Annotated in this window: 20 protein-coding genes; 19 read left to right on the top strand and 1 reads right to left on the bottom strand. The window is 37.5% G+C overall.

The features are described from left to right. Positions 1 to 200: 200 nt before the first annotated feature. Complete coding sequence (guaC, locus tag FG382_RS13970; protein WP_142539506.1) at positions 201 to 1,184, top strand: GMP reductase; 984 nt, start codon at positions 201 to 203, stop codon at positions 1,182 to 1,184. Between the two features lie 124 nt (positions 1,185 to 1,308). Then, positions 1,309 to 1,737: a VOC family protein gene (locus FG382_RS13965; RefSeq protein ID WP_142539505.1), complete on the top strand. Its 429-nt coding sequence runs from the start codon at positions 1,309 to 1,311 to the stop codon at positions 1,735 to 1,737. Positions 1,738 to 2,122: 385 nt separating this feature from the next. Here FG382_RS13965 and FG382_RS13960 read toward each other — a convergent pair whose 3' ends face one another. Further along, positions 2,123 to 3,481 (bottom strand): FAD-binding oxidoreductase, encoded by a 1,359-nt coding sequence (locus FG382_RS13960; RefSeq protein ID WP_373287563.1) that lies wholly within the window; start codon positions 3,479 to 3,481, stop codon positions 2,123 to 2,125. A gap of 103 nt (positions 3,482 to 3,584) precedes the next feature. Here FG382_RS13960 and FG382_RS13955 point away from each other — a divergent pair, with 103 nt between their 5' ends. The 17 genes from FG382_RS13955 (at position 3,585) to FG382_RS13875 (ending at position 20,442) form a co-directional block, all read left to right on the top strand. Beyond that, entirely contained in the window at positions 3,585 to 4,253 is a 669-nt protein-coding gene (locus FG382_RS13955) for a GntR family transcriptional regulator (RefSeq protein WP_142539504.1), read from the top strand. Further along, the gene (locus FG382_RS13950; RefSeq protein WP_142539503.1) at positions 4,250 to 5,272 is read left to right on the top strand and encodes a DctP family TRAP transporter solute-binding subunit; all 1,023 of its coding nucleotides are present in this window, start codon (positions 4,250 to 4,252) and stop codon (positions 5,270 to 5,272) included. Before FG382_RS13955 ends, FG382_RS13950 begins: the two co-directional genes overlap by 4 nt. A gap of 28 nt (positions 5,273 to 5,300) precedes the next feature. Continuing rightward, positions 5,301 to 5,795: a TRAP transporter small permease gene (locus tag FG382_RS13945; RefSeq protein ID WP_142539502.1), complete on the top strand. Its 495-nt coding sequence runs from the start codon at positions 5,301 to 5,303 to the stop codon at positions 5,793 to 5,795. After that, the gene (locus FG382_RS13940) at positions 5,792 to 7,075 is read left to right on the top strand and encodes a TRAP transporter large permease (RefSeq protein ID WP_142539501.1); all 1,284 of its coding nucleotides are present in this window, start codon (positions 5,792 to 5,794) and stop codon (positions 7,073 to 7,075) included. Before FG382_RS13945 ends, FG382_RS13940 begins: the two co-directional genes overlap by 4 nt. 22 nt (positions 7,076 to 7,097) lie before the next feature. Next, a complete protein-coding gene (locus tag FG382_RS13935; RefSeq protein WP_142539500.1) occupies positions 7,098 to 8,252 on the top strand; it encodes an aminotransferase class I/II-fold pyridoxal phosphate-dependent enzyme in 1,155 nt (384 codons plus the stop codon). A 154-nt stretch (positions 8,253 to 8,406) separates the two neighbouring features. Then, complete coding sequence (locus tag FG382_RS13930; protein ID WP_142539499.1) at positions 8,407 to 9,516, top strand: CdaR family transcriptional regulator; 1,110 nt, start codon at positions 8,407 to 8,409, stop codon at positions 9,514 to 9,516. A 156-nt stretch (positions 9,517 to 9,672) separates the two neighbouring features. Beyond that, positions 9,673 to 11,082: an FAD-linked oxidase C-terminal domain-containing protein gene (locus FG382_RS13925; RefSeq protein ID WP_142539498.1), complete on the top strand. Its 1,410-nt coding sequence runs from the start codon at positions 9,673 to 9,675 to the stop codon at positions 11,080 to 11,082. Beyond that, a complete protein-coding gene (locus tag FG382_RS13920) occupies positions 11,079 to 12,395 on the top strand; it encodes a (Fe-S)-binding protein (RefSeq protein WP_142539497.1) in 1,317 nt (438 codons plus the stop codon). The genes FG382_RS13925 and FG382_RS13920 overlap by 4 nt, the downstream gene beginning before the upstream one ends. Positions 12,396 to 12,416: 21 nt before the next feature. After that, positions 12,417 to 13,430, top strand: coding sequence for a DctP family TRAP transporter solute-binding subunit (locus FG382_RS13915; RefSeq protein ID WP_142539496.1), 1,014 nt, complete (start codon positions 12,417 to 12,419; stop codon positions 13,428 to 13,430). Positions 13,431 to 13,446: 16 nt separating this feature from the next. Next, positions 13,447 to 13,932: a TRAP transporter small permease gene (locus FG382_RS13910; protein ID WP_142539495.1), complete on the top strand. Its 486-nt coding sequence runs from the start codon at positions 13,447 to 13,449 to the stop codon at positions 13,930 to 13,932. Next, positions 13,929 to 15,251 carry a TRAP transporter large permease gene (locus tag FG382_RS13905; RefSeq protein WP_142539494.1) on the top strand — a complete coding sequence of 441 codons (1,323 nt, stop codon included), beginning with the start codon at positions 13,929 to 13,931 and terminating at the stop codon, positions 15,249 to 15,251. The genes FG382_RS13910 and FG382_RS13905 overlap by 4 nt, the downstream gene beginning before the upstream one ends. Positions 15,252 to 15,270: 19 nt before the next feature. Beyond that, the gene (locus tag FG382_RS13900) at positions 15,271 to 16,032 is read left to right on the top strand and encodes an SDR family NAD(P)-dependent oxidoreductase (RefSeq protein WP_142539493.1); all 762 of its coding nucleotides are present in this window, start codon (positions 15,271 to 15,273) and stop codon (positions 16,030 to 16,032) included. Then, positions 16,025 to 16,498, top strand: a complete 474-nt coding sequence (locus FG382_RS13895; protein WP_229677275.1) for a PPC domain-containing DNA-binding protein — start codon at positions 16,025 to 16,027, stop codon at positions 16,496 to 16,498. Before FG382_RS13900 ends, FG382_RS13895 begins: the two co-directional genes overlap by 8 nt. Positions 16,499 to 16,504: 6 nt before the next feature. Next, positions 16,505 to 17,986: a class I adenylate-forming enzyme family protein gene (locus FG382_RS13890; RefSeq protein ID WP_142539491.1), complete on the top strand. Its 1,482-nt coding sequence runs from the start codon at positions 16,505 to 16,507 to the stop codon at positions 17,984 to 17,986. Then, complete coding sequence (locus tag FG382_RS13885; RefSeq protein ID WP_142539490.1) at positions 17,983 to 19,116, top strand: thiolase C-terminal domain-containing protein; 1,134 nt, start codon at positions 17,983 to 17,985, stop codon at positions 19,114 to 19,116. Before FG382_RS13890 ends, FG382_RS13885 begins: the two co-directional genes overlap by 4 nt. A 10-nt stretch (positions 19,117 to 19,126) precedes the next feature. Beyond that, positions 19,127 to 19,432, top strand: coding sequence for a Zn-ribbon domain-containing OB-fold protein (locus FG382_RS13880; RefSeq protein WP_142539489.1), 306 nt, complete (start codon positions 19,127 to 19,129; stop codon positions 19,430 to 19,432). A gap of 68 nt (positions 19,433 to 19,500) precedes the next feature. Then, positions 19,501 to 20,442: a bile acid:sodium symporter family protein gene (locus FG382_RS13875; RefSeq protein ID WP_142539488.1), complete on the top strand. Its 942-nt coding sequence runs from the start codon at positions 19,501 to 19,503 to the stop codon at positions 20,440 to 20,442. Positions 20,443 to 20,635: the final 193 nt, after the last annotated feature.

The following is a 20,635-nucleotide window of genomic DNA, read 5'->3' as shown; positions in this document are numbered from 1 at the left end:
TTTTTATTATTAGGAAATCCTACATTGAATAAATAGCTTCAGGAGATGCTTTGCTATCGCTATTTAGATAGCTCTTTTAGAATTTTTTTGTTTATTATTCCTTTATCAATTGACATATGCTCGAAAATGCTGTAAATTACCCAATGGACGAACAATTTTGTTTTTCCCAAAAACAATATTCGTGTTTTGGAGTGGATAATATGGAAAACGTATTCGATTATGAAGATATTCAATTAATTCCGGCAAAATGTATCGTAAATAGCCGTTCAGAATGTGATACAACTGTAACATTAGGTGGGCATACTTTTAAACTGCCTGTAGTACCTGCCAATATGCAAACAATTATCGACGAAAAAATTGCCAATTACTTAGCTGAAAATGGTTACTTCTATATAATGCATCGTTTTGAACCAGAAAAGCGTATAGCATTTACAAAAGATATGCAATCACGTGGATTAATCGCATCGATTAGTGTTGGTGTTAAAGAGGAAGAGTATGGATTTGTTGAGCAATTAGCAGCAGAGAAGCTTACACCGGAGTTCATTACAATTGATATTGCACATGGTCATTCTAATGCAGTAATCGCAATGATTCAACATATTAAAAAGCATTTGCCAGAAAGCTTTGTTATTGCTGGAAATGTTGGAACTCCAGAAGCGGTAAGAGAATTAGAAAATGCTGGAGCTGACGCTACAAAAGTAGGGATTGGGCCAGGTAAAGTATGCATTACAAAGATTAAAACAGGATTTGGAACAGGTGGGTGGCAATTAGCTGCTTTACGTTGGTGTGCAAAAGCTGCAAGTAAGCCAATTATAGCTGATGGTGGAATTCGTACACACGGTGATATCGCTAAATCAGTTCGTTTTGGTGCATCGATGGTAATGATCGGTTCATTATTTGCAGGACACGAAGAATCTCCAGGAAATACAGTTGAAAAAGACGGAAAACAATTTAAAGAATATTTCGGTTCCGCTTCTGAATTTCAAAAAGGGGAAAAGAAAAACGTAGAAGGTAAAAAAATGTACGTAGAGCATAAAGGGGCGTTACAAGATACCCTAACTGAAATGGAACAAGATCTTCAATCTTCTATTTCTTATGCAGGCGGAAATAAACTAGAAGCAATTCGTAATGTAGATTATGTTATCGTGAAAAACTCCATTTTTAACGGAGATAAAGTATATTAAGATAGGGAGCGAGGTTTTTTCTCGCTCTTTTTTATTTGGGGCAGTATTTTTATTGATTGAATGTTACAATAATATGGACATCCATTAGGGATGAAAACAAGGATAAAAAAGAGGAGTGTATCAAATGGCTATAGATGTTTATCTTAATTTTAATGGAAATTGTCGCGAGGCTGCAGAGTTTTATGCAGAAGTTTTTAAAACAGAAAAACCACAAATTATGACTTTCGGTGAGGCACCTCAGCATCCAGATTATCAGTTACCAGAGGAAGCAAAAGATTTAGTCATGCACACTCGATTAAATATTAACGGAAGCAATGTCATGTTTTCTGATACATTTCCTGGCTCTCCTTTTATCTTAGGAAACAATATTAGCTTAGCATTTGTTAGCAAAAACGAAGAAGAAATCCGCGCTGCTTTTGACGCACTTAAAGAAAATGGCACCGTAACGATGGAGTTACAAGAAACATTCTGGAGTAAATGCTACGGAGCGCTAAAGGACCAGTTCGGCATCGAATGGCAATTTAGCCACGAAGGCGAAGAATTAAAACAATAATTAAGTAAAATTAAAAAGGCTGCTCAACAATAAAATGTTGGACAGCCTTTAATGTTGCGCGTATGAGTTCGAACGTTGCGCAACCGCCCTCTAATGTTGCGAGAAACAGGTTAAACGTTGCGAGAAAGCCTTCCTACGTTGCGAGTAGCAAGAACGTTGCGTGTATGAGTCGAAACGTTGCGCCAATGCTTCCTAATGTTGCGCAAAACAGGTCAAACGTTGCGAGAAAGCCCCCGAACATTGCGAAAAGCAAGAACGTTGCGCATATGAGTCGAAACGTTGCCCCAATGGTTCCTAATGTTGCGAGTAACAAATCAAACGTTGCGAGAAAACCCCAAAAAGTTGCGAGAAAGCCTGTAAAATATCCTACATCAATCTCCCCACTCTAATAAAATATCTTCCCAGGATTTAATATTCCCTTTGGATCCATCAATGTTTTCATAGATTTCATTAATTCTAACGCATCTCCGTGCTCGGTAACTTGGTATTTCCTTTTACCTAATCCGACGCCATGTTCACCTGTACAAGTGCCGCCAAGGTTAATCGCTTTCATGGCGATTTGTTCATTTGTATATTCCGCTTTCTCTACTTCTACTGGATCATTCGGATCGTACATGGCTATTGTATGGAAATTGCCGTCACCTACGTGACCGAATACGCCACCAATAAGTCCGCTTTGCTCTAACAGCTCACGACCAAAAACAACCATTTCTGCTAGTTTCGAAATAGGGACGCATGAATCTGAACCCGTTGATACTTTTCCTTTTATATGTTTAAATGCATAAGCCATTTCGTGTCGAGCTTTCCATAAATCTGCTCGTTCTTTTGAGGAATTTGCGCGCTCCCAGTTATTGCAGCCTAACTCTTTCATCAACTCTTCTACCACTGTAGCTTCTTCCTCTACAATATTTGGTGCACCGGCAAATTCAAAAAACAGAGAGTGTTCTTCTGGGAATGAATAATTTCCGTATTCATTTACTTGTTTAATGCTTTCCGCATCCACTAGTTCCATGCGTAATACTTGAATTCCGCTTGCTAGTACAACTTGCGCTGCTTCTGCACACTCTCCAGGAGTTTGGAATGTACATCTAGCCGCAATTACTTTCTCAGGAATGCCGTGTAGTTTGACTGTAACTTTGGTAATGACACCAAGTGTTCCTTCTGATCCAGTGATTAGACCATTCAAATGGTAACCAGAAGAAGATTTTTTCGCTTTAGACCCAGTATGAATAACCGTACCGTTTGCAAGTACAACTTCTAAATCGAGTACTTGATCGCGCATAGAGCCATAGCGTACTGCGGTTGTTCCGCTTGCGTTTGTTGCTACCATTCCACCGATAGATGCATCTGCACCAGGATCGATTGGAAAGTATAGTCCATGCTTATTTACATATTCATTTAATTGAAGGCGGGTTATTCCGGGTTCTACCGTGATCATTAAATCTTCTGGTGAAAATTCAATTACTTTATTCATACGATCGAAGTTTAAGGAAATTCCTTTATTGATAGGGATGGCTTGACCTTCTAAACCAGACCCTGCGCCGTAAGGGGTCACAGGTACAACATGTTCATTTGCGAGTCGAAGCACTTTTACTACATCCTCTACATTTTCAGGAAAGACAACGAAATCTGGTTCTATAAAGGGATGTGAGGATTCGTCGCGGCTATGTCGGTAGCGCTCTGATTCACTTTGGCTGACTTTTGCTTTTCCAAGTGATTCAATTAATTCTTCTTTTATTTTCACTAGTAATCACCTAACTTTTAAAAAATTCTAAAATTTATATTTACAACTACAATAGCATAATATATCATTCCTGTATACAGTATACAGAAAGGAGTGATTCAAATTGAAAAAAATTATTCAAAAAGAATCGCTTGCTGATCAAGCTTTCAATAGCATTAAAGATGCCATTATTGCAGGTAGACTTGCACAAGAAGAGGAGCTCCCAGAAGAAAAGTTGGCTTCAGACTTAGGGATAAGTAGAACTCCTATTCGGGAAGCATTGAAGCGGCTTGCTGCGGAGGGCCTCGTTAATATCCACAAAGCGAAACCTGCTACAGTCGCATCTTTCACAAAAGATAGCGCCTTGCATTATATGGAAATCAGAAAATTATTGGAGATTCATAATATCGAGAAAAATGCAGATCAGCTTTCTGATCAAGTACTGTATGAATTACAAAATAATTTGGAGGGACAATTAGAAGCAATTGAGTCTGATGATTACAATTCATTTATGGATTTCGATCGAGCATTTCATTTACAACTTGCAAATATTGGAGGGAATGTGAAACTAGCGGAGCTAATCAGTCAAATGAATACAGGGGTCAATCGAGCGTTTTTGTTTCTATCCAACACATTACCTGTAAGTGCAAAGGATGCTTACTTAGAACATGTGAACATTGTCCAAGCACTTGAAAAGAAAGAAAAGAATTTGGCTAAACAACTTATGATTTTACATCTAGATAATGTCGAAAAAAGATTTTTGCACTACTACACTGGGGAGGAAAACAAATGAAGAAATTAGCTATTTTATTACTAGTTACATTGTTAGCGCTTACAGCATGTGGAAGACCAACAGAAAACACATCAAGTGTAAAAGGGGAAGAGCAAGACTCATATACAATTCGTATTGCTTATTTAGTTTCAGAAGAACAATCATCTCATCTAGCAGCAAAGACATATAAAGAAACACTTGAAAAAGAGTCAGATGGCCGTCTTAAAGTAGAGTTATACCCAAATGGACAGCTATATCCATCTGACCGTGAAGCAATTGAAGCAGTTCAACTAGGGAACGTAGAAATGACAATTCCGGCAGTAGCCCCTCTTGCTTCTTTCAACAAAAAGTTTATGGTATTCGACTTACCGTTCTTATTTGATAACAACGAAGCAGCTTACCGCGCTCTAGATGGAGAACTTGGTCAACAATTATTAGCAGAGCTTGAGAATAACGATTTGAAAGGTCTTGTTTTTGCAGAAAATGGTTTCCGTCATATGTCTAATAACAACGGACCAATTCAAGGAACAGATGACTTAAAGGGATTGAAATACCGTACACTGGAAAACCCAGTACACACGGATACATTTAAAGCATTCGGTGCAAATGCATCACCTTTCGCATTCGGTGAGCTATACACGGCGCTTCAACAAAAAACATACGATGCAATGGAATCACCAATCTCGCTTTATTACACGAATAAATTTTACGAGGTTCAAGACTATTTAACACTTACAAGTCACGTATACGCAGCAACTATTTTGCTAATGAATAATGATTTCTATAGTAACTTACCAGCTGATTTACAAGAACTTGTAGTGAAAGCTTCTGAAGATTATCGCACTGAGCAACGAAAAATCGCGCAAGAACAAGATGTTGAATTCTTGAAAAATCTAGAAGAAAACGGTATGAAAATAAATGAATTGACAGATGATCAACGCAATGAGTTTAGAGAAGCAACTAAAGCAGTTTACGACAAATATGTACCAGAGATCGGTGAAGACTTAGTAAATATGGCCAGAGAAGCAAATCAACAATAAGTAAGTGAAAAAGGATGGGTGAAGTAGTGTGTTAAAGAAATTTTCTAAGTTTGAAGAAATACTACTCGTTTTGTCACTTGCGGTTATGGTTGCACTAATTTTTGGACAAGTAGTTGGACGAAAAGTTTTTGATTCTGCTCCAAGTTGGACGGAAGAGTTGGCAAGATATATTCATATTTTCCAAGTATGGATTGGGGCAAGTTATGCCGTGAAATTGCGACAACATATAAGAGTGGAAGCGTTTATAACTCGCTTCCACGGTATTTTTCGTCAAATATTGGAGACATTATCCATTATTATATGGTTCATGATGGCACTGTTTCTTGCAGTATTTGGTACACAGCTTGTGTTAAGTAGTTTGAAACATGGACAACTTGCACCTGCTATGCAAATTCCTATTTGGATTGCATTTCTTGCAATTCCACTTGGGGGAGCGGGTATGGCAATTCGACTAATCGTTCAACTAGTAGAAGTTTGGAAAGGCAATTATGAGAAACCTGCTGATGAGGAGATGATCGCATGACAGTAGCATTATTATTTGGTACGTTGTTCATCTGTTTGCTCATCGGTGTTCCAATAGCCATTTCTTTAGGAGTTTCTGCACTTGTTGCGATTTACTTTGGATCAACCTTACCATTAGGAATAATCGCGCAAAAGGCATTTACTTCGCTGGATTCCTTTCCATTGTTAGCAATACCTTTTTTCATGTTGGCAGGGGTGTTGATGAGTAAAGGTGGCGTATCAAAACGATTACTTGATATGGCTGCTGCAATGGTTGGTTGGATTGTTGGAGGACTTTCATTAGTTACAATCGTTGCTTCTATGTTTTTTGCAGCCATTTCCGGTTCTGGACCAGCTACTGTAGCTGCCATTGGTGGATTTATGATTCCCGAAATGAAAAACAAAAAATATGATGGAGGATTTGCTGCTGCGGTTTCTGCTTCTGCAGGATCTATCGGCGTAATCATTCCGCCAAGTATTCCTTTCGTGCTATATGGAGTTATTGGAAGTGTCTCAGTAGGAAGTATGTTCTTAGCTGGTATTCTACCAGGCATAATAATAGGGATAGGTCTAATGATTACTGCATATTTTATAGCGAAAAAGCGTGGATACAAATCAGAAACAAACACTACTTTTTCATTCAAAGATGTATTAAAAGCAACATATGATGCAAAATGGGCTCTACTAATTCCAGTAATTATTTTGGGTGGTATTTATGGAGGATTTTTCTCTCCAACGGAAGCGGCAGTAGTGGCGGTAGTTTACTCACTAATAGTAGGCCTTTATGTATACAAAGAGTTAACTTGGAAAACGGTTTTTGAATGTTTCCGAGAAGCGGTTGTCATTAATGCAACAACGATGATTATTATCGGTCTTTCCGTTTCGTTTGCTTATTTTATGACTTTAGAAAGAGTTCCAGATGATATTTCTTTATTTTTAACAGAATTATCTACGAATCCAATTGTCATATTACTAGCTATTAATATTATACTTTTAATAGTAGGTATGTTCATCGATACAATTTCTGCACTTGTTATCTTGACGCCTATTCTATTACCGATTGTTGTGGCTGTTGGTATTGATCCAATTCATTTTGGTGTTATTTTGGTTTCGAACTTAGCGATTGGTTTTATAACACCACCGCTTGGAGTAAACTTATTTGTAGCCTCTAGTGTAGGGAATGTGAAATTTGAGAAAATTGTTATGGCAATTATACCATTCTTATTCTCTATGATTATTTGTTTAATCGTTATTACATTTGTTCCGAGCCTGTCTTTATGGCTTCCAGGGTTTTTTAAGTAATTAGGAAAGAAGGATAACATGTATGTCTTTAAGCATTAATCCGCGTGCTAAAGCACTTGGAGTACCTGGTATCCGGCAGTTTGCAAATCAATTAGTGAATTTTCCGGATGCTATTAATTTAACAATCGGTCAGCCTGACTTTCCGACACCTGTCTCCGTGAAAGAGGCAGGAATTCGAGCAATCGAACAAAACTTGACAGGGTATTCTCATAATGCTGGATTATTAGAACTAAGGAAAGCAGTTAGCGATTTCTTTTCTGCTAAATATGGTTTTTCATATGATCCACAAAATGAAATTGTCATTACAAATGGTGCTAGTGAAGGAATTGATTCGATTTTCCGAACGATACTAGAAGAGGGAGACGAAGTTATTTTACCGGCACCAATCTATTCTGGTTATGTACCAGTAATTGAATTATGCGGTGCAAAAGTGGTCTATTTAGATACGACCAAAACCGGTCTTCAGCCGTCCGCAAAGGAACTAGAAAAGCTTATAACAGAAAAAACGAAAGCCATTTTATTCAATAATCCTTCCAATCCAACAGGCGTTGTTATCCAAAAGGAAATAATGGATGAGCTTGCCCAAATGCTGAAGGATAAAGAGGTTTATATTCTCACAGATGAAATATATAGCGAAAATACATTTGCAGGTGATCATGTTTCACTTGCTTCGTATAAAGAACTTCGCGAGAAACTTTTTTATCTACATGGAGTTTCGAAGTCCCATTCAATGACGGGGTGGAGGATAGGTTTCGTGATGGGACCATCCACTATTTTAAAACAAGTAATGTTAGTGCATTCATACAACTCCATTTGCGCTTCTTTGCCATCCCAATATGCTGCATTAGAAGCCCTGACGAATGCGCAGGATATACCTAAAGAAATGAATGTTGAATATATAAAAAGACGTGATTATGTATATAACCGTCTAATAGAAATGGGATTATCTGTTGAAAAACCTAATGGAGCTTTTTATATTTTTCCTTCTATAAAGAGTTTTGGTATGAATTCGTTCGACTTCGCTACAAAACTCCTTCACGAGGGTGGAGTTGCAGTTGTACCAGGCAGTACTTTCACACCACTGGGAGAAGGTTATATTCGAATTTCCTATGCGTATTCCATGGAAGTGCTGGTGGAAGGATTGAATCGATTAGAGAAATTTATACAGACAATTTAAAGGAAATCAGGCACTAAACAGTATAGTTTAGTGTCTGTTTTTGATTTGGTTAAATTAGATATATTGCTCTTGAATATTTAAATATAGGGAATGAGTCGGCGTGTAGAAATATTAATGATAGATAGTTTGGAAAGGCGTTAAAGGGGTGAATGAGTTGTTCAATTTTGAAGAGCTAGGACAAGAAATAATTAATGAATTGAGTCATTTAATCAAGGAAGAAGTTATTTTAACGGATGCAAGGGGGTTTATAAGGGTCAGCACGGATGCTTCAAGGGTAAATCAATTTCATGAAGGTGCCTTACTTTGTATAAAAGAACGAAAATTATTCCATATGACTGAAAATGAAGTCCAAAAATTACGTGGAGTCCGGAAAGGAATTGTCATTCCAATAATTATCAATGACAAGACTATCATGGTATTAGGGGTAACAGGTGAGCCCGAGAAGATTGAGCCACAAACATTACTCATCAGAAAAGTAGTAGAGTTATTTGTTCAAGACTCTATTAGGAGACAAGAAAAAGACGAAAAAGTTCGTGAGTTTGAATTTTTTATGATTGATTGGATTACATCAAAATCGAAAGACAAACAGTTTTACAAACGTGCTGAATTACTTGATATTCAGGTAGAAGAGTATATGCAAGTTGTTATGATCGAGTCAATGGATGGAAAAAGGAGATTCAAAGTGGAGGATATTGACTTCTTTATGTCTATACAAACGATACATCCCCTACTTAAGGCAAGTCGTTGGGGACAAGAAAAAATTATTTTGGTATTGCCTAAAATAGATCAAAAAAAATTAAAAATAGAATTAGAAAATCTATTGTTACACGTAAAGCGAAAGATGAAAATAAAGCTTGCGGTAGGTATAGGGGAGAATACGGGATATGGAGAGCTATCCAAGTCATTTAACCAAGCGGAAAGAGCGGTAAAAGTTTCTCAGAAAAATAGACGAATTACGTTTGAAAGAGAGTTGTTGTTCGATTTAATCTTACATAGTTTGCCTAGAGAAACGAAAGAACAATTTATAAAAAGAACCGTTGCTCCTTTACTTGAGTATGTTGAACTTTTTCAAAATTTACAAGTTTGGTTTAATGAAAATCAGTCCATGAAAAATACATCTGAGAAGTTACATATTCACAAAAATACATTGGTGTATCGCCTCCAAAAAGTGGAAGAACTAACTGGACTAAGTATTATGAAATCTCATGATCTTTTTTTAATATATTTAGGCATCCGTTTAGTAGAAGAGTTAGATAATAGTTAGACAAAAAGCATCCATCTTCAGATGCTTTTTTTGGTTCTTTAAACAAATAATTTATATAAAATAGGACAAATCCTTGTTATAAAGTCTATATTTTTAGAATTGAAAGAATAATAAAATAAATAAAAGTGGTTAAAGAGGGAAGTAGAGGAGATGTAAATGGAAGAGTATATTATTCAAAAATTAATAGATATTACGGGAAAGGAAAATGCTAAAGTCACTATAGCACAACGGCTAGCTTATTCATATGATGCTACTGCTAACTTTCAAGCAATGCCTGATTTAGTATTATCACCTGCAAATATGGGGGAAATCCAGCAGATTGTTAAAACATGTTCGGAATATAGAATTCCTATAATATCTCGTGGCTCAGGTACTAATTTGGCAGCGGGAACTGTTCCTAATGCAGGAGGAGTCATTTTACTCTTTAATAGGATGAATCGCGTATTAGATTTTGATGAGGAAAATCTTACAATTACTGTGCAACCTGGTGTTGTTACACAACATATTAATGAACTAGTAGAGCCTAAAGGTCTTTTTTACCCACCGGATCCGAGCTCGATGAAAATTTCTACGATAGGTGGAAATGTGAGTGAAAATTCGGGTGGTTTAAGGGGACTGAAATATGGTGTAACTCGAGACTATGTAAAAGGTTTATCCGTCGTTTTACCAAATGGAGAAATTCTAAAAACAGGTGGAAAACTTACTAAAGACGTTGCTGGGTATGATTTAACTAGTTTGTTTGTTGGATCAGAAGGCACGATTGGAGTTATTACAGAAATCACACTTGGATTGATCCCGACACCACAAACTAAACAAACATTGCTTGTGTTTTACGATCAGTTAGAAACAGCAGCGCAGACGGTTTCTTCTATTATTGCAGCCAAAGTAGTTCCTACTACACTTGAGTTTATGGATAAAGGAACAATAGAAAATGTAGAAGATTATATGAAAATTGGACTCCCCACAGACTGTGAAGCAATGCTACTTATCGAACTGGATGGTGATATGCAAACTGTCGGAAAAGAAATGCAGTTAGTGCTTAAAATTTGTAAAGAGCACGGAGCAAAGTCAACGCAATTGGCACAGTCTGAGGAAGAGGCATTACAACTAAGTACGGCAAGAAGAGTTGCATTATCTGTATTAGCTAGAAAAAGACCTACTACTATTTTAGAAGATGCCACGGTACCAAGATCTGAAATTGCTAATATGGTGAAAGAAATTCAAAGAATAGCAGACAAGTACAATCTAATGATTTTCACATTTGGCCATGCAGGGGATGGTAATCTTCACCCCACTTGTTTAACCGATGCACGAGATAAAGAAGAAATGGAAAGAGTAGAAGCCGCTTTTAGCGAAATTTTTGATAGTGCTCTACGCCTCGGTGGAACAATTACAGGTGAACACGGTGTTGGTGAGATGAAAGCACCTTATTTGGAGTGGAAGATTGGAGAATCAGGCATCGAAGTTATGAAAGGGATAAAACAATCGATTGATCCGCTAAACATAATGAATCCTGGGAAAATCTTTGCAAAAGATCGTAAGCAGAGGGTTGTGGTTCACTCATGACAACTGCACTTCAAGAAAGAATGCAGCAAGCATTTGTTACTCATGTAGATGATGATAGGTTAATGGATTGTATGCGTTGTGGATTTTGTCTGCCGGCTTGTCCTACATATATACATTCTAATTTTGACGAAACACAATCACCTAGGGGGCGTATCGCATTAATGAGAGCGGTCCGTGACGGACAAATTATGTGGGATGGATCGGTAGAAGAATCATTCGATCTTTGCTTGGGCTGTAGAGCCTGTGAACCTGCATGTCCTGCGGGTGTTCAATACGGTACTTTAATAGAAGAAACTAGGGAAGCTATTCTTTCTGCCAAATCTCAAACTATGAAGGAGAAGGTTATTCGCAAAGGGGCATTCGATCATCTATTTGCGGATCAAAAGAAAATGCATACTGCTGTTAATCTGGTTACGTTTTATCAAAAATCTGGTTTACAAAAAGTAGTTAGAAAGATTGGATTTTTAGACCTCTTTCCTCCTTTTATGAAAGAGATGGAAAGCGTAATACCAGATCCTCCGAAACGAAAACGTCCTCAGGGACAACAGGGCGAAGTAAAAGTAAAGGTAGCTTTCTTTGCAGGTTGTTTAATGGATACGATGTTTAACGAAACAAATCGAAATACTATAGCGATTTTAGAAAAACTAGGTTGCGAAGTAGTTATCCCAAAAAATCAGCAATGCTGTGGTGCTTTGCATGGACATAGTGGGGAATTAGAGAAATCAAAAAGAAATGCGAAAAGAAATATGGAAGCTTTCCAATTAGATGATATCGATTATATTGTCAACAATGCGGGTGGATGTGGTGCTTTTTTAGAGGAGTATGACAAATTATTCGCAGATGATCCAAGGTTATATGAAAAAGCGAAGCAATTTACAGCAAAACAAATAGATATTTCTTCGCTATTTGTCAAATTAGGTATTGTAGATTTTTTGGAGAAGTTACCGAAAAAGTCTACTTCTAAACTTGTGACTTATCAAGATTCATGTCATTTGCGTAATGTAACTGGTGTAAAGGACGAGCCACGTCAAATATTAAAAGCTGTCCAAGATTGTACTTTTATAGAGTTACCAAATGCAGACCTGTGTTGCGGTTCTGCTGGCATATATAATTTACTTCAGCCTAAGATGTCATCTGTTATTTTGAAGTCCAAAATGCAGAAAGTGCAAGAAGTGAGTGCAGGTACTGTGATTACAACAAATCCTGGTTGTTTGTTGCAGATGAAGGTAGGGATAGAGAGAGAAGGATTGACTTCTACGACACAAGCAATGCATTTGGTGGATTTTATTTATGAAAGAATATTTGCTCAATAAAAATTTGGAGGGGATTAAGAAATGAAAAGAAAAAGTTGGAAGTTAGGATCACTAGGTTTGGCAGCAATGCTATTATTGGGAGCTTGTTCGTCAAGTTCGGCGGAAGAAGCTGAAGGTAAAGAGTACAAGTTAAAAATGTCGGTTACAGTAAATGACTCTTCTACTTGGTACGCGGCAGCACAAAAGCTGTCGGATGATGTTAGTGAAGAAACAGACGGTCGCATTAAAATCGAAATATTTCCTAACGAACAATTATCTGGGGGAGATTCCGGTAAAGCTGTAGAAATGCTTTCTAAAGGTTCTACTGATTTAACATTCAACTCAACGATTATTTACTCAATTTTAGATGATCGCTTTGGTGTGGCAAGTGCGCCTTTCTTATTTAATAACACAGATGAAGTAGATAAAGTATTCGCTGGTGAGGGCGGAGAAATGATTACGAAAATCCTACAAGAAAAAGGTGTACAACCTTTAGGATTTGGTGAAAATGGGTTCCGACAAGTGACAAATAGTGTGAAAGAAATTAAATCACCTGAGGATTTAAATGGATTAAAAATACGCATTCCTGGTATTACAATGTATACCGATTTATATCGTGCTCTTGGTGCAGATCCTACTACGATGACATTCTCTGAAGTATTTACATCTCTTCAACAAGGAACGATCAATGGACAAGAGAATCCAATCGACGTTATTCATTCTTCTAAACTGAATGAAGTACAAGACTTTTTAACATTGTGGAATTACTCATATGATCCATTAGTATTAGGTATGAATAAAAAACTATATGAATCTATGAGTGATGAAGACAAAGAGTTGTTTGCAAGGCTTGGAAAAGAAGCTGCAGAATATCAAGTGGAATTAGCACGTGAAAAAGAAGCAAAACAATTGGAAGAACTAGAAGCTGCGGGAATGAAATTTTATACACCAACAGAAGAGGAATTGGCTGAATTCAAAGAAGCGGTTCAACCAGTTTACGAGAAATATACAAGCATCTGGGGAGAAGATTTACTAAAAGCATTCCAGGAACGTTAAGAACGGAGGCAATAAAATGGACCGTGTATTAAATAGATTAGAAGAATGGATCGTTGCTATTGTTATGTCCATTATGTCAATAATTGCTTTTGCGAACATACTTTCAAGGGGATTAGCGGGATATTCACTATCTTTTACCGAAGAAATTACGATTAATTTATTTGTATTTTTAACTTTTGTTGGAACTTCAATAGGTGTGCGTCAAAACGCACACCTAGGTTTTTCCTTAATATTTGACCGAGTAAATGGAGTTTTTAAGAAGGGGATTACTTTATTAGTTGGTTTACTAATGGGAATTCTATTTTTGATTTTATTGTATTTTGGTTTTCAAATGGTTCTCTACCAAATGGAAATGGGGCAAAAAACACCATCTCTTGGTTGGCCACAATGGCTATTTTCATTGGCAATGCCAGTAGGTGCAATACTCTGTTTATATCGTACGATTCAAGCAACCATTATGGAATATCGTGAAGAAAGCGGAAACGGAGGGGAATCGGTATGACAGCAATCATGTTGTTTGGGTTATTCTTTGTGCTTGTGTTACTTCGTATTCCAATAGCCGTTTCATTGGCGATTTCTTCAATTGCCGTGTTATTTACGGGAAGTGGATTGTTTGGGCTAGAATTAGTCGCTGATATTATGTACACAAGCGTGGCCAAGTTTACATTACTAGCTATTCCATTCTTCGTGCTAGCTGGGGTAATCATGGAGCAGGCGGGTATTTCAAAGCGTCTTATCGATTTTGCCCAAGCATTGGTAGGGCATCGTAAAAGCGGAATTGTGTTTGTAACAGTGTTAGTTGCGATCTTCTTTGCGGCAATTTCTGGTTCAGGTCCAGCTACAGTTGCAGCAATTGGAGGTATTTTAATCCCTGCCCTTGTGAATAACGGATATAAAAAAGAGACAGCAGGAGCTTTAGTAGCGAGTTCTGGTGCAATCGGAATTGTTATTCCTCCAAGTATTGCATTTATCGTTTTTGCGGTAGTTGCGGGAGACCAAATTCCTGTTTCCATTGCTCGACTTTTTATCGCAGGTATTATTCCTGGTATATTACTTGGGTTAGGGTTTGTACTAGCTGCTATGTATGTTCGATGGAGACAGGAGAAAAAAGAAGGTCCATTAGAAGGAGTGACCCAAAGAAAACGGGCTACAGGGAAAGAAAGATGGACTGCATTTGTCAATGCTTTGTGGGGATTGATGATTCCGGTAATTATTTTAGGCGGTATTTATGGTGGATTCTTTACGCCTACTGAAGCCGCAGTAGTGGCAGTGTTTTATGGACTATTCGTCGGTTTTTTTGTATATAAGGAACTAAATTTAAAAAGTTTGTTCAAGATTTTAGTAGATTCTTCTGTTCAGACGGCTACTGTTATGTTTATAGTAAGTGCCGCATCTGTTTTTGCTTATATCATTACGACAGAGCAAATTGCAACTACTTTATCAGATGTAATGCTAGGAGTTTCTGATAATCCAATTATTATTCTATTAATTATAAATATTATTCTTTTGATAGCTGGTATGTTTATCGATGCGATATCTGCATTCTATATTCTTGTACCAATTTTAGCTCCGGTAATGATTTTACTTGGAGTTGATCCAACAGTATTTGGCGTATTTATGACTGTTAACTTGGCTATTGGATTATTCACACCGCCAGTCGGATTGAATTTATATGTAGCAACAGGAATATCCAAGACTTCACTTGGTGGTATATCTAAAGGGGTTATACCATTTGTAGTATCGTCGATTATTATTCTTTTATTGATCACTTATATTCCACAAATTTCAACATTTTTACCAGATTTAATGAATATTAAATAATATCTAAGGGGATGAAGATATGAGAGTGAAAGCACAAACAGCAATTATTACAGGGGCAGCAAGTGGAATTGGAGCAGAATCTGCAATTTATCTTGCAAGAGAAGGGGCAAATATTGTACTAGTCGATTTAAACTCATGTGCCAAAACGATTGATCGAATTCGTACGATGAATTCGGAAGCTAAGGTGCTTGAATGCTTAGGGGATATTCGAGATGCAGAGTTTGTGAAAGCGACTGTTGCTAGAGCAGCAGATACTTTCGGAGAGCTACATATTTTAGTTAATAATGCGGGTACGGCTGGTCGTTTAAGTATAGAGGATATGACAGTAGATGTATGGGATAGAGATTTAGATACAAATGTGAAGGCGGCATTTTTGTTTATTCAAGCAGTTGTTTATCCACATATGATGGAGCAAAAATACGGTCGAATCGTTAATATTAGTTCTATTTCAGGTATTAACGGTGGTGCTGTTTCTGGTGATGGTGGGGAAACAAGAAGATCCGGTCCGGCATACGCAGCTTCAAAAGGTGCAGTAATCGCGCTGACAAAATGGGTAGCAAAAGAGCTTGGTGAGTCAGGTATAACTTGTAACTCGGTAGCTCCAGGTGCAACAGCTACTGCTATTACTTCAGGAGTAGATTATGATTTTAGCAGACAAGTTGTCAAAAGAATGGGTACTCCAGAAGATATTGCCGAAGCTGTTCTGTACTTCGCTTCTTCGGAGTCAAGCTATACAACGGGGCAGGTGTTACAAGTTGATGGGGGCTACAACTTTGGTTGATCGAATAGAAGCAGTGCTTGATAAGAAATCTAATCGTGTCGTCGGCAGACTCATGAAAGATGTGGACCTCTTTGGTGGTATAAAAGAAGTGTGCAGAAGATTTGATATCCAAGCAGCACAATTTCAATGCATTGGCTCATTAAGGCATGCAACATATGTGCAACTAGAGAAAACAAGTGAAGGCGTGCTTCAATATACACCAAAAATAGTTAGTGATACAGAAGTAGAGTTACTTAATGGCACAGGTTTTGTTGGATACGATTTGAACGATGAGTTAGACGTACATTTTCATGGAATGTTTGTCGATTGCCATAAACAAATTTACGGAGGACATTTTCTAGATGGTGAAAATCCTGTAGCTATAACGATTGAATTCATATTACTACCTGTTGAAAATGTTGAACTAAAACGTGGCCCAGATCAATTGACGAATATACCAGTATTTCAGTTTGCAGAGAAGGAGTGAGTAATATTGGAGACATTAGGACAATTAGCTTTAAAATCTGCTGCGGCTTATCCGCAGAAGCTAGCGATCAAAGACCAATATCGGTCTTTTAGCTATAGAGAAATGATAGAACGTGTGTATGCGCTTTCCGCATACTTTCACGAAAAAGGCTTAGTAAAAGGAGATCGTATTGCTATTTTAATGTCTAATCGATTGGAGCATATAGAATTAGACGTTGCATTAGCACTTGCTGGACTTGTGAAAGTGCCATTGAATTATCGTCTTCACCCAAAAGAGCATCAGTATATGTTAAACGACTCGAGTCCAAAACTTGTAATTGGGGACAAGTCATTAATTGAGCCAATAGGAACATCAATTGAAGTTCTATCAATTGGAGAGGCATACGAGCATGCAATACAGCTGAATTTGGGAAAACAGTATGTAGAATCTGTTCAAGAAGACGATCTATTTGCAATTATGTATACATCTGGTACAACGGGTAATCCCAAGGGAGTAATGCTAACTCATCGCAATATGATTGCGGGTGCATTATCGTTAGCACAAGTATGCGAAGTAGATTATGACGATGTCATTGGACATGTCGCACCTCTAACGCATGGTAGTAATTTCTTATCACATGTGTCTTGGTTATATGGGTCTTCTCAAATTGTGTTTGATAAGTTTGAACCTGAGGAATTTGTGAATGACTTAAAACAAGAGGGTGTATCTGTTATCTTTTTAGTACCAACGATGGTCAATTTGATGATTCAACATCCAAAGTTTGACCCTACACAACTATCTACACTGAAAACGATTAATATGGCTGGTTCACCAATCGCAGCTAGTAAACTAGAAGAAGCATTAAAGTTAACGGGTCCTATTTATGCTGAAACTTATGGGCAAGTGGAAGCACCAATGTGTATAACAATGATGCCGAAAAAAGAGTTAAGCACACGTCTAGACTCATGTGGACGGGTAGGAACTTTCGTTCAAGTAAAAATCGTTGACGATGAAGGTAACGAACTGGAAGATGGCGATGTTGGAGAAATTATCTGTAAAGGTTCACTTGTCATGCAAGGGTATTGGAACAATGAAAAAGCAACAAATGATACGTTGAAAGATGGTTGGCTTCATACAGGTGACCTAGGCTGGAAGAGTCCAGAAGGCTATGTGCAAATAGTGGACCGCAAGAAAGACGTCATTATTTCTGGTGGAGTAAATATTTATCCACGAGAAGTGGAAGAAGTGCTCAATCTACATGCAGGTGTCAAAGAAACTTGTGTTATCGGTGTTCCAGACGATAAATGGGGAGAAAATGTAGTGGCATACGTAGTGCCGAACGGGAAAGAAACCGTAACATCAGAAACCTTACTCGCACTTTGTGCAGAAAACATGGCCAGCTTCAAAAAACCAAAATCTATTCATATTGTAGATGAATTACCAAAAAGTTCTTATGGTAAGATTTTAAAACGAGAAATGCGTGACCAATATAAGGAGGTTCGCGTATGACAAACGTTTACGTACATGGAATAGGCATGACACAATTTGGTACATTTATAGATCGCACGATGAAAGATTTGTTACTGGATGCTTGTATTCAAGCTTTAGAAGACGCTGGAAACCCTAAAGTGGATGCCGTATTTGTTGGAAACTTCATGGGTGGTTCCATTTACAACCAAGAAATATTAGGTGCCATCGTTGCAAATGAGCTAGGTTTAGGTTTTATCCCTACTGCAAAAGTAGAGGGTGCATGTGCATCAGGAGGCATCGCATTAAGGCAAGGAATTTTAGGGATTTTAAGTGGTGAGTATAACACAGTACTTGTTGCAGGCGTTGAAAAGATGAAACATGCTTCGACTGCTGATGTTACACAAGCGATCAATGCTGCAATGGATAATGATTCGAACGAAAAGCATGCTGGACTTACATTCCCTGGATTTTTCGGAGTTCTTGCTAATCGCTATTTTTATGAAACTGGCGCTTCGAAAAAGCATTTAGCAATGCTTGCATTAAAAAATAGAGAACATGCATTAAATAATCCACTAGCTCAATTTAGAAAACCAACTACACTGGAAGAAATTATGGACGCTCGTATGATCACGAATCCATTAGGATTATTTGACTGTTCCCCTATGACGGACGGAGCAGCTGCGCTTGTTATTTCAAAAGAAAAGTCAGCTATTCATATTCGTTCTTCAGCTCAAGCTTCCGGTCCTACTCAGATGCAAGACGCCGATGATCTATTATCGATACCCGCAATTCGTGAATCTGGTAGACTTGCTTATGAAAAAGCAGGCGTTGGACCCGAGGATATCGATGTAGTAGAAATTCATGATTGTTTTTCGATGACAGAGATGATTGCAATCGAGGAATTAGGATTTTTTAATAAGCGAGAAGGATGGAAGGCAGTAGAAGAGGGACGAACAAAATCTACCGGAGATAAACCTGTCAATACTAGTGGAGGTCTGTTATCACGCGGACATCCAATTGGAGCAACGGGCGTTGCACAAATTTATCAACTCGTAAGTCAATTACGAGGAAATGCAGCAAACCAAGTAGATAATCCACGACTTGCATTAGCGCAAAATCTTGGTGGAACAGGTTCTTATTCTACTGTGCATATTTTGGAAAGGGTGTGAATCATTTTTAATGAAAGTATTTCAATGTAATTCATGTGACTATCAAAGTATATCCAATAAATACGTTTGTCCGAAATGTTTAAAAGGAAAGTTGGAAGAGTTAGAAGTGCCTTCCACAGGTACCGTTTACAGTTTTACAGATATTCATGTGGCGCCATCTGAATTTGCTGACATTGCACCATATACAGTTGCGCTCGTTCAGCTTGATGAAGCAAAGGGAAAAGTGACAGTACGAGTAAATGAACCCGTACAAATTGGTGATAAAGTGGAACTTGAGAATGTAGAAAAAGGTGCTTACTTGTATAAAAAAATATAGAGTAAAACTTCCTGTGCTTTGGACAGTAATAATTCAAAGCACAGGTTTTGTATTTGGAGGCCTAAATGATGAAGTTTATACGGATTGCAACACATATTATTTCAAAATATATGCCCGCCTGGATTGTTGTGTTATCCTTTATCGCTTATTTTCTCCCAAACCTATTTATTCCTATCAGGAATTTAACAGGTTTAGGATTAGGGACTATATTTTTATTAATGGGCTTGTCTTTATCAACTGAAAAGCTGCTATTGGTTATTAAAAATCCTAAGCATGCGCTTATAGGTGTTTTGCTAAAATGGTCTATCATGGTTGCCATATCTATTTGTGTTGCTTATTTATTTTTTGGGAATAATGCTGAACTAGCAACTGGAATTATTTTAGCGGGGACAGTTCCAAGCGGGACATCAGCTAATGTTTATACGTTTATAGCGGGTGGTGAAGCAGCGTTAAGTATAACAATGGCGACAATGGATACCGTTATTTCTCCGATACTCACGCCCACATTAGTACAATTTTTTGCGGGAAAGCTCATTCCAATCGCTTTTTGGCCATTATTTTTAAATATTATTTACATCGTATTTATTCCACTATTTTTAGGTCTATACATCCAGTGGAAGTTTGGTGAAAAAATAGAAAAGGTCAAACCATATACACCTGTTCTTTCTCAACTTGCTTTATTTATCGTTGTGTTATCCGTTGTATCAAGTGCGCAAAGCTCACTTCAAGCAAATCTATCGATATTACCTCTTATTTTTGTAGCAGTGTTTTTTCAAGTATCTATACCAATGTGTGCTGGTTATTTACTTGCTAAATGGTGGAAGGTTCCCGAGCAAAATGCACGAGCAATTTTGTTTCATACTGGTATATGTAACACTGCATTAGCGGCAACATTAGCCATGGAACATGTTAGCTCTCTTGCAGCAGTACCAGCTGTGGCCAATATGGTTGTCAATCTAACCATTGGTGCTATCGTTGCTAACTTTTTTGCAAACAAAAAAGAAATTTAAAGGGACACTTTTGCTGATTTGTCACTTTCTTACATAAAGTTATTTTAAGTAGCAAGATTGTAAGGTTTCTCTCTCTTTGAACAAAATGGTCACTACTATTTCAGAAATCACGTTAGGTTTATCTATTAATAAAACCTATATATAAAGTCTATAAGTAGTCTAATAGTTGCCACTGGTTAGTCAATACATGTAG

The organism is Psychrobacillus lasiicapitis, assembly GCF_006861795.1.
Classification (GTDB): Bacteria; Bacillota; Bacilli; order Bacillales_A; family Planococcaceae; genus Psychrobacillus; species Psychrobacillus lasiicapitis.
The sequence above is the reverse complement of the archived record's forward strand: the minus strand, read 5'-3'. Positions and strand labels throughout refer to the sequence as shown.